The following is a 12,812-nucleotide window of genomic DNA, read 5'->3' as shown; positions in this document are numbered from 1 at the left end:
GTTCCGTCCGGTACGGACGTACGTCAGGCGGGTCCGAGTCTCCTCGCCGCCCCGCGCGGAATAATTGAATCCTGAACTTCATTGACGGCGGTGCACTGTTCTCCGGCGTCCAGGAGGTCACCATGCCGGCCGTCACCGCAGACACCCTCACTCTGCCCCGCGTCCCGTCCCCCGCGCGTGAAGGCACTCGCTGGCGCGCGGTCACCAGGACCGTCACCGCCCGCCGGCAGCTCGAAGGCGAAGGCTTCGAGGTCCGCCGGCCGTTCCCCGGGGCGGACCTCGCCGCCGCCGATCCGTTCCTGCTGCTGGACCACCTCGGCGCCGTCGAGTACGGGCCGGGCGAGGCCAAGGGCGCGCCCTGGCATCCGCACCGCGGCTTCGAGACCGTGACGTACATGCTCGACGGAGCCTTCGAGCACACCGACTCCACCGGTGGCGGCGGCCTGATCACCGAGGGCGCGACCCAGTGGATGACCGCGGGCGCGGGCGTGCTCCACTCCGAGCTGCCCCCGCAGGACTTCGTCGCCAAGGGCGGCCTGTTCCACGGGATCCAGCTGTGGGTCAACCTTCCCAAGTCCCTGAAGTGGACGCCGGCCCAGTACCAGGACATCACCGCCGGGCAGACGGTGCTGCTCTCCAGCGACGACGGCGGCAGCCTGCTGCGCGTCATCGCCGGCGACCTTGCGGGTCACCGTGGGCCAGGCGTGACCCGTACTCCCATCACGTACGTACACGCGAGCGTCAGCCCCGGCGCCAGGCTCTCGCTGCCGTGGCCCGCTGACTTCAACGCGCTGGTGTACGTGCTGGCGGGGCGCGGCACCGTCGGCACGGAGCAGCGTCCGCTCGCGGAGGGGCAGCTGGCGGTCCTCGGCCCGGGCGAGGCCATGACCCTGCAGGCGGCGGAGAGCCAGGACTACAACGGCAGCCGCACCGGCTGGGAGGTCCTGCTGCTGGGCGGACTGCCGATCCGCGAACCGGTCGCGCGCTACGGCCCGTTCGTGATGAACACCAAGGCGGAGATCATCCAGGCCGTTGAGGACTTCCAGAACGGCCGGCTCGGCACCAGCGCGCCGCACCGCACCAGCGAGGACGCGGCACTGGACGGGCCCACGGCGGAGGACGAAGCGACCGGATGACGGCATCGGCACAGCGCCCGGCGCCTCCATGGGCGCCGGGCGCGCGTGCCGCTCGGGCCGCGCGTCCGGACGCCCTCGGGGGTACGGGTCCCCGCGCCGTTCCTCTCCTACGATCGCGATGGCCGGTTCCCGGGGCACCGCGCGGCGCACGCGCGGTCTCGGCGCGAGGAGGACGAGGGGCGCATGAAGGTCTTGATGATCGGGGCGACGGGCAGCAACGCAGGTGCCGTCCTGCCCGAACTGGTCAAGCGCGGGGTGACCGTGCGCGCGCTGGTGCGCGACGAGGATCGCGCGGCTCTCGCACGCCGTCGCGGCGCGGCCGAAACGGTGGTCGCGGACCTCGGCGATCCTGCGAATCTGCGGGCCGCCGTGGAGGGTGCCGACGCCGTCTTCCACGTCAATCCCGCGTTCGCTCCGCGCGAGGCGGAGATGGGCGTGGCCCTCGTCGAGGCCGCGCGGGCCGCGCGGGTGCGGAAGTTCGTCTTCTCCGGCGTCATCCATCCGTCGATCTCGGCGATGGTCAACCACGCGGCCAAGCAGCCGGTCGAGGAAGCGCTCTACACCTCCGGAATGGACTTCACCGTCCTGCAACCGGCGATGTTCATGCAGAACCTGGCGGCCCTGTGGCCCGAAGTGGCGGAGGAGGGGCGGCTGTCCATGCCCTACTCGGTCTCGGCCGAGGTCTGCTGGGTCGACTACCGGGACGTGGCGGAGGCGGCGGCGCTGGCCCTGACCGGCGACCGGCTCAGCCACGGCACGTTCGAGCTGTGTGCTCCGGGCATGGTCGACCGCGTACGGATGGCCCAGATGATCAGCGAGGAACTGGGCCGCCCGGTCGAAGCGGTCGAGACGCCCTTGCGGCAATGGGCGGAGCGACTGCCGCAGGGGCCGGAACGGGACGGACTGACCCGCATGTTCGCCCACTACGACGAACACGGATTCCCCGGCGGGAACGCTCTCGTGCTCCGCGCCGTCCTCGGCCGGGAACCGCGGTCGCTGAGCGCGTACTTCCACGAACTCGCCACGCGGGCGCCGTGAGGCGCGGGCTCACTCTCCGGCCGGGCTGTCCTCCTCGGTCCGCGTGCTCTCCGCGTCCTCCGCCGCAGGGGCGATGGAGGGACTGGCCTCGCCGGCCTGGGCGAGGCGTTCGGTGAGCCGGTCGCCGAGCGCCCGCCGGGCGGCGGCGCACGCGGGATCGCCGACGCGGTTGACCAGTTCGTCGGGGTCGGCTCGCAGATCGTAGAGATACGTCTCCACGTAGTGGTCGGCGGCCGGAACCTGCCAGGCGTCGGCGCCGGGTGCGACGACGCCGTACTTCCAGCGGTGCGTACGCACGGCCCGCCCCACTTCGGACTCGCTGATCTGGATGAGCACTTCGTCCGGCCAGCCGGTGTCCTCGCCGCGCAGCAGCGGCAGCAGCGAACGGCCCTGCATCTCGGCCGGTACGGCGAGACCCGCGGCGTCCAGGAGCGTGGGAGCCAGGTCGACGTGGCTGACCAGTTCCTCCAGGCGCCGTCCGCCGCGCAGCCCCGGCCCGCTCAGCACGGTCGGCACCCGCACCGACGCGTCGTGCAGGCTCCGCTTGTACTCGTCGTTGCGCGTCTTGAAGTGGCAGCCGTGGTCGGACGTGAACAGCACGACCGTGTTCTCCAGCTCCCCCTGCGCGGCGAGGGTGTCGAGAACCGTGCCCAGCACCTCGTCGAGGCGGCGCACCATCCCGTAGTAACCGGCAAGGTGCTCTTGGGAGTTGCCGCCGCCGAGCGCCCGGAGGTCGGGAGGCGTCCACGCGTCGGCGTAGCGCTCGCGGTAGCCGTGCGGGGCCGGATAGTCGTCGCGGGCGTTCTGGTGGTGGGGTTCCAGGAACGACAGGAACAGGAAGAACGGCTCCTCCCGCCGCTGGCGGAGGAAGCCGGCCGCGGCCGAGCCGAGGGCGTCGGCGCGGTAGCCGTCGAAGTGGTGGGGGCGGCCGTCCTTGTCGTAGAGCGTCGTCGTGTACGCGTCCGAGGTGAACTCCAGCAGGTTCGCCGCCAGCCAGTAGTCGTATCCGCCGCGGTACCGCTCCGGCACGGCACCGGTGTGCTCGTCCGGGGCCAGATGCCACTTGCCGATGTAGCCGGTGTCGTACCCGGCCGCGCGGAAGTGGTGGGCCAGCGTGGGGATGTCGGGCGGCAGGGCGATTCCGTTGCGGAAGACGCCCGTCGCGGTGGGGTAGCGGCCCGTCTGAAGGCTTGCTCTGGACGGAGCGCACACCGGCTGGCAGGTGTACGAGTGGTCGACGCTCACCCCCTGTTCCGCGAGGCGGTCGAGCACCGGGGTCAGGCCGAGCGGATTGCCGTGCAGTCCCGTCGTGTCCCAGCGCTGCTGGTCGGTGAAGAACACCAGGACGTTGGGGTGCCGTCCGGTGCCGGTGCCGGTGCCGGTGCGGGTGCCGGTGTCGGTGTTCACGCGGGACTCGTGGCCTTCCTGCCGGCGGACGGGGGTTCGTGGCGCGCTTCGAGCTCGGCGACGTCCTCCTTGCTGGTCTCGGCGAGCAGCAGAGTCGAGACGAGGGACGCCAGGGCCACGACGATCAGCAGGACCGCGGCCGGCCAGCTCGCGTGGAAGACCACGATCAGCGAGGTCGCCACCGCGGGCACGAAACCGGCCACGAGGGCGGACGCCTGTGTGGCGATCCCCAGCGCGGAGTAGCGCACCCGCGGCCCGAACAGCTCGGTGAAATACGAGCTTTGGACGCTGGACATGCCGACGGCGCCGCCGAGCGCCGCGAGGCACATCGCCGTCCAGGCCAGCGGGGCGGAGTGGCTGTCGACGAGCCAGAAGTAGGGGAACGCGGAGACGGCGACGAAGACGGCCCCGGCCACATACAGCGGCTTGCGGCCGATCCGGTCCGAGACGGCTCCGGCCACCGGCATCAGGCCCAGCCCGAGCACGTTGTAGAGGACGACGCCGATCAGCGCGACGTTCTTGCCGTACCCCAGGGTCGTCGTGGCGTAGGCGATGACGAACGGCTGGTAGATCTGCGAGCTGCACGCCTCTCCGATGCGGGCGCCGAACGCCAGCCCCACCGTCCGCGGGTACTTCCGCAGGGCGGCCACCAGCGGCATGCGCTCCCGGGTGCCCGAGTTCTTGACCTTCTGGAAGTCGGGTGTCTCCCGGATCGTGCGGCGTACGAGCACCCCGACGACCATCAGCACCGCGCTCAGCAGGAACGGCACGCGCCAGCCCCAGGCCAGGAAGTCCTCCTCGGGAAGCGCGGCGAACAAGCTGGTGACCCCCACCGCGATCAGATATCCGATCGGGGCCCCGGTCTGCGGCAGGCTCCCCCAGAAGCCCCGCCGGTGGCGGGGCGCGTGCTCCACGGTCAGCAGGGACGCCCCGGCCCACTCGCCGCCGAGCCCCAGGCCCTGTCCCAGACGCAGCACGACGAGCAGGACGGGAGCCCAGACGCCGATATGGCGGTAGTCGGGCAGCAGCCCGATCAGGAACGTCGCACCGCCGATGATGAGCATGGTCGCCACCAGCGACTTCTTGCGGCCCACGCGGTCGCCGAGGTGCCCGAACAGCAGGGCGCCGAGCGGCCGGAGGACGAAGCCGGCTCCGAAGGTGGCCAGCGCGGCGAGGGTTCCGATGGCCGGGTCGGCGTCGGGGAAGAAGATCTTGTTGAACACGAGGGCGGCGGATATGCCGTAGAGGTTGAAGTCGTACCACTCCAGGGCGGCCCCGGACAGGCTCGCCGCCAGGACCTGCCGCATGGACTGCGGGGCCGGCTCGGGTGTGGCAGTGGCAGAGGCAGACTCCGAGTGGGAGTCGGAGACAGGGAGCGGGGGCTCGTGGGGAGGCTCCGGCGGCGGTGCGGCAGTCACGTCATCGCCCTTCCGACTGGTGCGTGGGGTGGACGGTTCTTGTTCGCCGGTGTGGTGGCGGGGAGTGCCGGGGGCATCCGGGGTCGCGGTTCGCTTCCGGACGCCGGGCGGCACTTTAAATAAGACTCGTTTATTTAATGCGGGCGATACGCTGGCATGCCATGCCGAGCACGTCAAGAGATGTCGCGGACACCGCTTACGTCCGCCAGCTGAACGCCCTTCGCGTACTGCGAGCCCTGCGCGCGGGCGACGCGATGTCCGCCAGCGAACTCATCTCGGCCACCGGCATGTCACGGCCCACCGTGCACGCCGCGGCCCGGCATCTGATCGAGCTCGGCTGGGTCGCCGAGGCGCCCGGCGGTCACGAGGCGACCGCCCCGCGCCGCGGACGCCCCTCGCGCGTCTTCGTCTTCCGCGCCGACGCGGGCCATGTGCTGGGCATCGACATCGGTGCGCACACCGCGCGCACGGTCCTCGCGGATCTGCGCGGCGAGTCCGTCGCCGAGAGGCAGATCACCTTCGAGGACCCGGACGTCGCCCCGGAGCAGCGGATCGCTCTCGTACGGGAGCTCGCCGCGACGACCGTGCGCGACGCGGGCTTCGAACCGCGGCACGTGCTGTCGGTGTGCGTGGGGACCAGCGGCACCATCAGCGAGACGGGCGTCGTACGCGTACGCACCGGCATTCCCGGTTTCCTCGACCTCGACCTGCGGGCCGCGATCGAGAAGGACTTCGGCTGGCACGTCGCCGTCGAGAACGACTGCAACCTCGCGGCCGTGGCCGAGCGCTGGCGCGGCGTCGCCACCGGCACCGACGACGTGGTGTGCCTGCTGGCCGGTGAGCGGCTCGGCGTGGGCGTCTTCACCGGGGGGACGCTGCTGCGCGGCCACCACAACAGGGCCCGCGACCTGTCGTTCCTCAAACTCATGCCCGGCAGCACGCCCGACGGCATCGCCTTCCTCGCGCGCAGCCGCGGGGCGGAGGCGGTCGCGGAGCTGGCCCGGCGCCGGTCGTCCCCGGCCTCGCCGGGGAGTGCCGCACCGGCGGCCGCCCTCTACGACCTCGTCGAGGGCGACCCGGCGCGTGTCGACGCCGAGACGGTCTTCCGGGCCGTACGGGCCGGCGACGCGGCGGCGTCCCGGATCCTCGACGACGCCCTCGCCTCCACGGCACGGGCCGTAGCGACGCTCTCGATGATCCTCGCGCCCGAACTCGTCGTCATCAGCGGCGCCGTGGCCGCCGCGGGCGACGTGCTCCTCGAACCCCTGCGCCGCCAGGTCGAGGGCATCACCGGCGACGTGCCGAGACTCGCGGCCTCGCCGCTCACCCACCGGGCGGTCGTCACCGGGGCCCTCCACCACGCCTTGCAGCACACACAGGTGCGCTACCTCGACGCACTCGCTCAGGCCCCCGGTCCCGCCCCGGCGTGACGCCCGGACCGGCAGCAACGCCCGTGCCGGGCAACGGAGTTGGGCCGTACCGGCGCCGTGGCGGGAGCGGCCGCGGCCGCAACCGGTCGTCCCCCGGCCGTCACCGGCGGAGCATCCGGCGGGCGCGGTCGATCATGGCGCGGGCCGCGGGGCTGACCGTGCCCTCCGCGCGCCAGGCGAAGGCGAGGGACCCGCGCAGCGCGGGCCGGGTGATGGTGAGCGGATGCAGGTCGTCCCGTGACCCGGCGACGGACATGGGCACGATCGCGGCGCCGAGCCCCCGTGCCGCGAGATCCGCGAGCATCAGCGGGCTGCCGGCCTCGAAGGCGACGTGCGGTGTGAAGCCGGCCGCCGCGCAGGCCTCGTCGAGGACCGACCGGATTCCGGCGCCCGGGGGCAGGCAGATCAGCGGCCGCTCGCGCAGGGAGCCGAGCGGGATCGTCGTGCGCCTCGCCAGGGCGTCACGTCGGCCGACGGCCGCGGCGATCCGCTCCTCGGTGATGACGTGGGTGCCCAGGCCGTCCGGTGGTTCGGCGCCGTAGGCGATGATCGCCGCGTCCAGCCGTCCGGTCCGCAGCGCGTCGACGAGCCGGTCGGAGTCGTCCTCGGTGAGCGTGATCTCCACCTGGGGATGGTCCTCGTGGAAGGCGGCCAGCAGCGCGGGCAGATCCACGTCGTGCGAGGTCACGGTGCCGATCGCGACGTGCCCGCGCAGCAGACCGGTCAGCTCGTCGACGGCGAGGCGCGCGCCCTCGACCGCCGAGAGTGCCGCCCTCGCGTACGGGAGCACGGCGGCGCCCGCCTCCGTCAGCCGGACCGAGCGCCCCGAGCGGTCCAGCAGCTCCTGCCCGAGCTCGCGTTCGAGCCGCCGGATCTGGGCGCTCACCCCCGGCTGGGCCACGTGCACCCGCGCGGCGGCCCTCGTGAAGTTCGCCTCCTCGGCGACGGCCACGAAGTAGTGCAGCTGGCGAAGTTCCATAACGGATGAGTCTAACTACGAGAACGAACTGCTCTTTGAGTTCTGGCTCGAACCGACGCAGGCTGGACGTATGAACAGGGAGGCACCGATGAACACCGCATACGAACGCGCAGCCGAGCCCGAGGATCTGACCCGTCTCTTCGTCGAGCGGGCGGTCGCCCGCGACGCCGACGGCCTCGCCGCGCTCTACGAGGCCGACGCAGTGCTCGCGTACCCGCCCGGGTCGGTCACGGTCGGCCGTGACGCGATCCGGGCCGTCATGGAGCAGATGCTCGCGCACGTGCCCGACTTCCAGCCGGAACCGCCGCTGCCGACCGTCCGCAACGGCGACCTCGCGATCACCTCGACCCGCTCGGCGGACGACACCGGCGGCCGGGTCCAGGTCGTGCGGCGGCAAGCGGACGGAACCTGGCTGCGGGTCATCGACCGGCCCGAGGTCCGGGACTGAGCATGCGCATCGTCGTCGCCGGAGCCGGGATCGGCGGGCTGACCGCGGCGCTCAGCCTGCACGCCGAGGGCCTCGGAGCCGAGGTGTCGGTGATCGAGGCCGCCCGCGAGCTGCGGCCCCTGGGCGTCGGCATCAATCTTCTGCCCCATGCCGTACGGGAGTTGACCGAGCTCGGTCTCGGCGGCGATCTCGCCCGCGTCGGCGTCGCCACCGCCCGGAACGTCTACTGCGACCAGCACGGGAACACCCTCTTCACGGAGCCGCGGGGCCTCGCGGGCGGCTACGGCCACCCGCAGTACTCCGTGCACCGCGGCCGGCTCCAGATGCTGCTGCTCTCGGCGGTACGCGACCGGCTCGGCCCGCACGCCGTACGCACCGGAACCCGGCTGCTGGGTTTCGAGCAGGACGCCGGGACGGTCCGCGTACGGACCCCGGACGGAACCCTGGACGCGGCGGCCCTGATCGGTGCGGACGGTCTGCATTCGGCGGTCCGCGCCCGGCTGCACCCGGGCCCGGACCCGTTGCTCTGGTCCGGAGTACGGATGTGGCGCGGGGCGGCCGAAACGGGGCCGTTCCTCGACGGCCGCACGATGATCCTCGCGCGGGGCGAGGCAGGCGCCGAGTTGATCGCCTATCCGATCGGCCCGTCCCTGGTGAACTGGGTGGGCCTGGTGCGCGCGGGCGAGCCGGGGCCGCTGCCGGGCGACGCCGACTGGAACCGCCCCGGACGGACCGGCGACGTCCTCGGCCACTTCGGCGACTGGGACCTGCGAGGACTCGACGTGCAACGGCTGATCCGGAACAGCGGGCAGGTGCTCGAATACCCCATGGTCGACCGGGACCCCCTGCCGTCGTGGGGCGAGGGCCGGGTGACGCTGCTCGGCGACGCGGCGCACCCGATGTATCCCGTCGGGGCCAACGGCGCGTCGCAGGCGATCGTCGACGCCCGCGTGCTCGCCGCCGAACTGGCCCGCGACCGCGACCTGTTGGGAGGCCTCGCGCGCTACGAGTCGAAGCGGCGCGAGGCGACGACGGCGGTCGTCGCCGCCAACCGCGAGATGCAGCGCACCGGGGACGAGAAGTCCCCCGCGGCGCTCGCGCGCGTCACGCGGACCTACCGGCGCGACACCGGGGCCGACGCCATGTGCCGCGGACGGTGATCCGCGGCCGCCCGGTTCACACCTGGCCGTGGTGGACCAGGCTCAGGGCCAGGGAGGCCGCGGCCAGGCAGAAGAACAGGGCCCAGGCTCCCAACTGGCGGTCATGGACCCGCAGATGGGCGGCGAGCGCCGCGAGGAAGTAGACGACCAGACCGGTGGCGGCGAGCGTGCCCAGCGCGGGCACGACGAACCCCGCCAGCAGCCCCAGCGCGCCCGCGCCCAGGGCGGCGCCCAGCGGGCGCACCCAGGACCGGGGCACGCGCAGCCTGTCCGCCTCCCTCTTCGGGTAGTCGTGTCCGGTGAGATTCGCGACGGCCGCGAGGCCGTTCAGGGCCGCGGTGACGAGGGTGACCACGAGATAGGCGGCGAACACGCGGGTCTCCTTCTTCCTTGAACGGCTGCTGGGTCCACCCCTATGACGGCACCCGCGCCCCGGACGTGACATGCGCCGCGGCCCAAAGCGAATCCAGCAATTCAGATTGATTGAACTATCTGGATTGATGTATCTTCCGCGTGTGCCCTCCACCGTTTCCCGGAACACTCCGGACGCCCCGGCCACCTCGGACACCCCGACGGCCCCGCCCGGCTTCCTCCAGCTGACCGGGCACCCCGTGCGCTGGCAGCTGCTGAGCGAACTCGCCCGCAGTGACCGGCAGGTGCGCGAGCTGACGGCTCTGATCGGCCAGCGGCAGAGCCTCACGTCGTACCACCTCGGCCAGTTGCGCGGCGGCGGCCTGGTGACGACGCGGCGCAGCTCGGCGGACAAGCGCGACACGTACTACAGCCTCGATCTGGCCGCGTGCCGTGACCGGCTCACCGAGGCGGGTGCCGCGCTCCATCCGGGCCTGCGGCTGGTTCCGGCCGAGTTGAGCCCGGCCGCGGGCGGCTCCCGCCGGCGGCGGTCCGGGCCGCCTGTCCGCGTGCTGTTCCTGTGTACGGGCAACAGCTCCCGCTCCCAGATGGCCGAGGCGATCCTGGAGCGGCTGGGCGGCCCCTTGGTCGAGGCGGCCAGCGCCGGCAGCCACCCCAAGCCCCTGCACGCCGACGCCGTGCGCGTGATGCGCGAACGCGGCATCGACATGGGCGGCCGCCGCTCGAAGCATCTGGACGAGTTCGCCGAGCGGCGCTTCGACCACGTCATCAGCCTGTGCGACCGCGTGCGGGAGCGGTGCCCGGACTTCCCCGGGGCCCCGGCCGTGGCGCATTGGAGCATCCCCGATCCGGCGGCCGAGGCGGCGGCCGGAGAGGACGGCCACCCGGCGTTCGTCCGCACCGCGGACGAGCTGAACACGCGTATCCAGTTCCTGCTGTATGCGATCCGTGCGTGATCGAACGCACCCTGACGACTTCGGAGGGATCCAAGTGCCCGACAATCCAGCGGACTTGGTCAATGTCCGGTACATGGTCGACGACGTCGAGACGGCGATCGGCTTCTACACCGGGCATCTCGGCTTCACCCTCAGGATGAGCGCGGCCCCGGCGTTCGCCGACGTCGTACGCGGCAATCTGCGGCTCCTGCTCAGCGGGCCCGCCAGCTCGGCGGGCCGGCCCATGCCCGACGGCACCCGGCCGGTTCCGGGCGGCTGGAACCGCATCCACCTCATCGTGGGGGACATCGCCGCCGAGGTGGACCGGCTGCGTGCGGCGGGCCTCACGTTCCGCAACGACATCGTCTCCGGTCCCGGGGGACAGCAGATCCTGCTGGAGGACCCGTCCGGCAACGTGGTCGAGCTGTTCCAGCCCGCCGGCGCCTGAGCGCCCTACGCCGCCGAGCGGTCGTAGAGGACCGGGTTCAGGGGCGTCGACGGGATCTCGCCGACCGCGGTGCCCGGCATCCACGCGGTCAGATCGGCCCGCTGGTTGTCGTTGACCGGCTCGGCGACGGTGATGTTCGCGTCCATGTAGATGACCGTCATCACCCGGCGCGGCTCGCTCGCGCGGTTGGGCGAGGCGCGGTGGAAGGTCCAGCCGTTGTGGAAGCTGACGTCCCCCAGCTCGTACGGCGCTTCGAGCACGGGCAGCTTCCGCGCGGCGAGTGCGCGCTGGAGTTCGCGTTCGGACTTGTCGCTGATCGGGAGGTCGCGCCCGTGGACGAAGCGGTGGCTGCCGACGGCGAAGGTCAGCGGCCCCATCTCAACGGGCGTCTCCTGCAAGGGAATCCAGGCCGTGACGGTCCGGTCGCTGGACAGCGGCCAGTAGTACTGGTCCGCGTGCCACGGCGTGATGCCGCCGCCCGGCTCCTTGTACAGGGCCTGGTCGTGGTAGAGGCGGACGGCCCCCACGCCGAGCAGATCGGCGGCGATGCCCGCCAGCCGCGAGGAGAAGACGAGATCCCGTACGGCTTGGCTGTGCTGCCACAGGTTGGTGACCTGGAGGAAGGCCTTGCCGTAGGTGTCGCGCTCGGCGAGCGGCAGATGCTGGGTGTTCAACTCGATGACCCGAGACGTGATCTCCGGCTCGTAGCTCTCGACGACGCCGGGGGAGAGCACACCGGGAAGCCTGACGAAGCCCTGCTCGTCGAAGTGCCGCAGCGCTGATCTCTCAACGGCGCAGCGGCGGTGGAGGTCTGGATGCGTGGCCGTCATGCACGTCAGATTCCGCGGCTCCCGGCGATCCCTCCACGTCTACGATGGCCGGAACCGGTACTTTCTTGACCTCGCCCGCCAGGACCTGGTCACAGGAAGAAGGCAGGGATAAGGCAGGGATAGCGTGCGCGCCGCTTTCGAGCACGTCGGTTCCACACCACCGCTCTCCTGGAAGCTGTTCGTGCGCAGGGAGCGGCAGTTCGCGTTCCAGTGGCACTTCCACCACGAATTCGAGCTGACCCTCATCACCCGGGGCACCGGCACCCGGCTTGTCGGCGACTGCGTTCAGGACTACGGGCCCGGCGATCTCACCCTGATCGGCCCGGACTTGCCCCATACATACGTCTCGACTCCCGGGCAGGACGAACAGGAAGCCGTCGTGGCCCAGTTCCGCGGCGACTTCCTCGGCGACTTCCTCGACCGGCCCGAATTCGCCGCCGTCGCCGGGCTGTTGGAGCGCGCCGCACGCGGTCTGGTGTTCCCGCCGAGCCTCGTGGGGCTGGACGAGCTGAACGGACTGGGCCCGGCCGAGCGGACGTTGGAGCTGCTGAGGGTGCTGCTTCGGCTGTCCGGCTGCGCACACGCACGCCCGCTCGCCGGCGCCCGGCACGTTCCCGTACTGGACCGGGCGGCGAGCGAACGCATCGACGCGATGGTGGGGCTGATGCACGCCGCCTACCACCGGCCCCTGCGTCTCGAAGAGGTGGCCGACGCGGCGCACATGGCCCCGAGTTCGGCCAGCAGGTTCTTCCGGCGCACCACCGGAACCACGATCACCGACTACCTCAACTCGCTGCGTGTGAACGCCGCTTGCCACCTTCTGCGGGACTCCGGCCGGCGCGTCGCCGACATCGCCGCGGACTGCGGCTACGGGAATCTGTCGAACTTCAACAGACGCTTCCGGGAGCTGAAGGGGATGGCGCCCCGCGACTACCGGAACCGGTTCGAGGCGTCGCGCGGCGTCGGTGCGTGATTCCTCGGTTATCGCGTGCGCACGGACAGTGATCGCATCCGTACGGTGAGTGGCCGTGCGGAGTCACGGGCTGCCCGTCGCACGCGTGGCTTCTCCTCCGAGGAGTACCGCCGGAACCAGAGATTCTCCCGGGGTTGCGCGAGGGCGTCCCACTTCGCCGCTCACTACCACGACGCGTACGGGGTCAGCCCCGGCGACACCCTCGCAACGTGACGAAGGCGCCGCCGAGTTCGCCGCC

General features: G+C 71.9%; 13 protein-coding genes. 8 read left to right on the top strand and 5 right to left on the bottom strand.

The window, feature by feature from the left end; genetic code table 11:
- Positions 1-122 precede the first annotated feature (122 nt).
- A complete protein-coding gene (locus tag QQM67_RS17330; RefSeq protein WP_314174793.1) occupies positions 123-1,136 on the top strand; it encodes a pirin family protein in 1,014 nt (337 codons plus the stop codon).
- A gap of 183 nt (positions 1,137-1,319) precedes the next feature.
- Positions 1,320-2,174 (top strand): NmrA family NAD(P)-binding protein, encoded by an 855-nt coding sequence (locus QQM67_RS17325; RefSeq protein ID WP_314174792.1) that lies wholly within the window; start codon positions 1,320-1,322, stop codon positions 2,172-2,174.
- A gap of 9 nt (positions 2,175-2,183) precedes the next feature.
- Here QQM67_RS17325 and QQM67_RS17320 read toward each other — a convergent pair whose 3' ends face one another.
- Complete coding sequence (locus tag QQM67_RS17320) at positions 2,184-3,581, bottom strand: sulfatase-like hydrolase/transferase (RefSeq protein WP_314174791.1); 1,398 nt, start codon at positions 3,579-3,581, stop codon at positions 2,184-2,186.
- Complete coding sequence (locus QQM67_RS17315; RefSeq protein ID WP_314174790.1) at positions 3,578-4,888, bottom strand: MFS transporter; 1,311 nt, start codon at positions 4,886-4,888, stop codon at positions 3,578-3,580. Before QQM67_RS17315 ends, QQM67_RS17320 begins: the two co-directional genes overlap by 4 nt.
- Before the next feature lie 272 nt (positions 4,889-5,160).
- Between QQM67_RS17315 and QQM67_RS17310 the strand changes: the two genes are divergently transcribed.
- Positions 5,161-6,429: an ROK family transcriptional regulator gene (locus QQM67_RS17310; RefSeq protein ID WP_314174789.1), complete on the top strand. Its 1,269-nt coding sequence runs from the start codon at positions 5,161-5,163 to the stop codon at positions 6,427-6,429.
- A 100-nt stretch (positions 6,430-6,529) separates the two neighbouring features.
- Here QQM67_RS17310 and QQM67_RS17305 read toward each other — a convergent pair whose 3' ends face one another.
- Complete coding sequence (locus QQM67_RS17305) at positions 6,530-7,408, bottom strand: LysR family transcriptional regulator (protein ID WP_314174788.1); 879 nt, start codon at positions 7,406-7,408, stop codon at positions 6,530-6,532.
- Positions 7,409-7,496: 88 nt separating this feature from the next.
- Here QQM67_RS17305 and QQM67_RS17300 point away from each other — a divergent pair, with 88 nt between their 5' ends.
- Both QQM67_RS17300 and QQM67_RS17295 read left to right on the top strand, forming a co-directional pair.
- The gene (locus QQM67_RS17300; RefSeq protein WP_314174787.1) at positions 7,497-7,856 is read left to right on the top strand and encodes a YybH family protein; all 360 of its coding nucleotides are present in this window, start codon (positions 7,497-7,499) and stop codon (positions 7,854-7,856) included.
- A gap of 2 nt (positions 7,857-7,858) precedes the next feature.
- Positions 7,859-9,016, top strand: a complete 1,158-nt coding sequence (locus tag QQM67_RS17295; RefSeq protein ID WP_314174786.1) for an FAD-dependent monooxygenase — start codon at positions 7,859-7,861, stop codon at positions 9,014-9,016.
- Positions 9,017-9,032: 16 nt separating this feature from the next.
- Here the strand turns inward: QQM67_RS17295 and QQM67_RS17290 are convergent, their stop codons facing one another.
- Positions 9,033-9,389: a DoxX family protein gene (locus QQM67_RS17290; RefSeq protein ID WP_314174785.1), complete on the bottom strand. Its 357-nt coding sequence runs from the start codon at positions 9,387-9,389 to the stop codon at positions 9,033-9,035.
- A 142-nt stretch (positions 9,390-9,531) separates the two neighbouring features.
- On the opposite strand from QQM67_RS17290, the gene QQM67_RS17285 reads away from it, so the two are divergent.
- Together QQM67_RS17285 and QQM67_RS17280 are read left to right on the top strand one after the other, a co-directional pair.
- Positions 9,532-10,344, top strand: coding sequence for an arsenate reductase/protein-tyrosine-phosphatase family protein (locus QQM67_RS17285; protein ID WP_314174784.1), 813 nt, complete (start codon positions 9,532-9,534; stop codon positions 10,342-10,344).
- A gap of 34 nt (positions 10,345-10,378) precedes the next feature.
- A complete protein-coding gene (locus tag QQM67_RS17280) occupies positions 10,379-10,771 on the top strand; it encodes a VOC family protein (RefSeq protein ID WP_314174783.1) in 393 nt (130 codons plus the stop codon).
- 5 nt (positions 10,772-10,776) lie between these two features.
- On the opposite strand, the gene QQM67_RS17275 is transcribed toward QQM67_RS17280, so the two are convergent.
- Positions 10,777-11,601: a phytanoyl-CoA dioxygenase family protein gene (locus QQM67_RS17275; RefSeq protein ID WP_314174782.1), complete on the bottom strand. Its 825-nt coding sequence runs from the start codon at positions 11,599-11,601 to the stop codon at positions 10,777-10,779.
- Between the two features lie 124 nt (positions 11,602-11,725).
- Between QQM67_RS17275 and QQM67_RS17270 the strand changes: the two genes are divergently transcribed.
- A complete protein-coding gene (locus tag QQM67_RS17270) occupies positions 11,726-12,574 on the top strand; it encodes an AraC family transcriptional regulator (protein WP_314174781.1) in 849 nt (282 codons plus the stop codon).
- Positions 12,575-12,812 lie beyond the last annotated feature (238 nt).

It is taken from the genome of Streptomyces winkii (assembly GCF_032248595.1).
Classification (GTDB): Bacteria; Actinomycetota; Actinomycetes; order Streptomycetales; family Streptomycetaceae; genus Streptomyces; species Streptomyces winkii.
The sequence above is the reverse complement of the archived record's forward strand: the minus strand, read 5'-3'. Positions and strand labels throughout refer to the sequence as shown.

Bases quoted from the DNA above. Each gene is read 5' to 3' on its own strand.
- QQM67_RS17300 (WP_314174787.1), top strand. From the start codon at position 7,497: ATGAACACCGCATACGAACGCGCAGCCGAGCCCGAGGATCTGACCCGT.
- QQM67_RS17325 (WP_314174792.1), top strand. From the start codon at position 1,320: ATGAAGGTCTTGATGATCGGGGCGACGGGCAGCAACGCAGGTGCCGTC.
- QQM67_RS17295 (WP_314174786.1), top strand. From the start codon at position 7,859: ATGCGCATCGTCGTCGCCGGAGCCGGGATCGGCGGGCTGACCGCGGCG.
- QQM67_RS17275 (WP_314174782.1), bottom strand. From the start codon at position 11,601: ATGACGGCCACGCATCCAGACCTCCACCGCCGCTGCGCCGTTGAGAGA.
- QQM67_RS17305 (WP_314174788.1), bottom strand. From the start codon at position 7,408: ATGGAACTTCGCCAGCTGCACTACTTCGTGGCCGTCGCCGAGGAGGCG.
- QQM67_RS17330 (WP_314174793.1), top strand. From the start codon at position 123: ATGCCGGCCGTCACCGCAGACACCCTCACTCTGCCCCGCGTCCCGTCC.
- QQM67_RS17315 (WP_314174790.1), bottom strand. From the start codon at position 4,888: ATGCGGCAGGTCCTGGCGGCGAGCCTGTCCGGGGCCGCCCTGGAGTGG.
- QQM67_RS17310 (WP_314174789.1), top strand. From the start codon at position 5,161: ATGCCGAGCACGTCAAGAGATGTCGCGGACACCGCTTACGTCCGCCAG.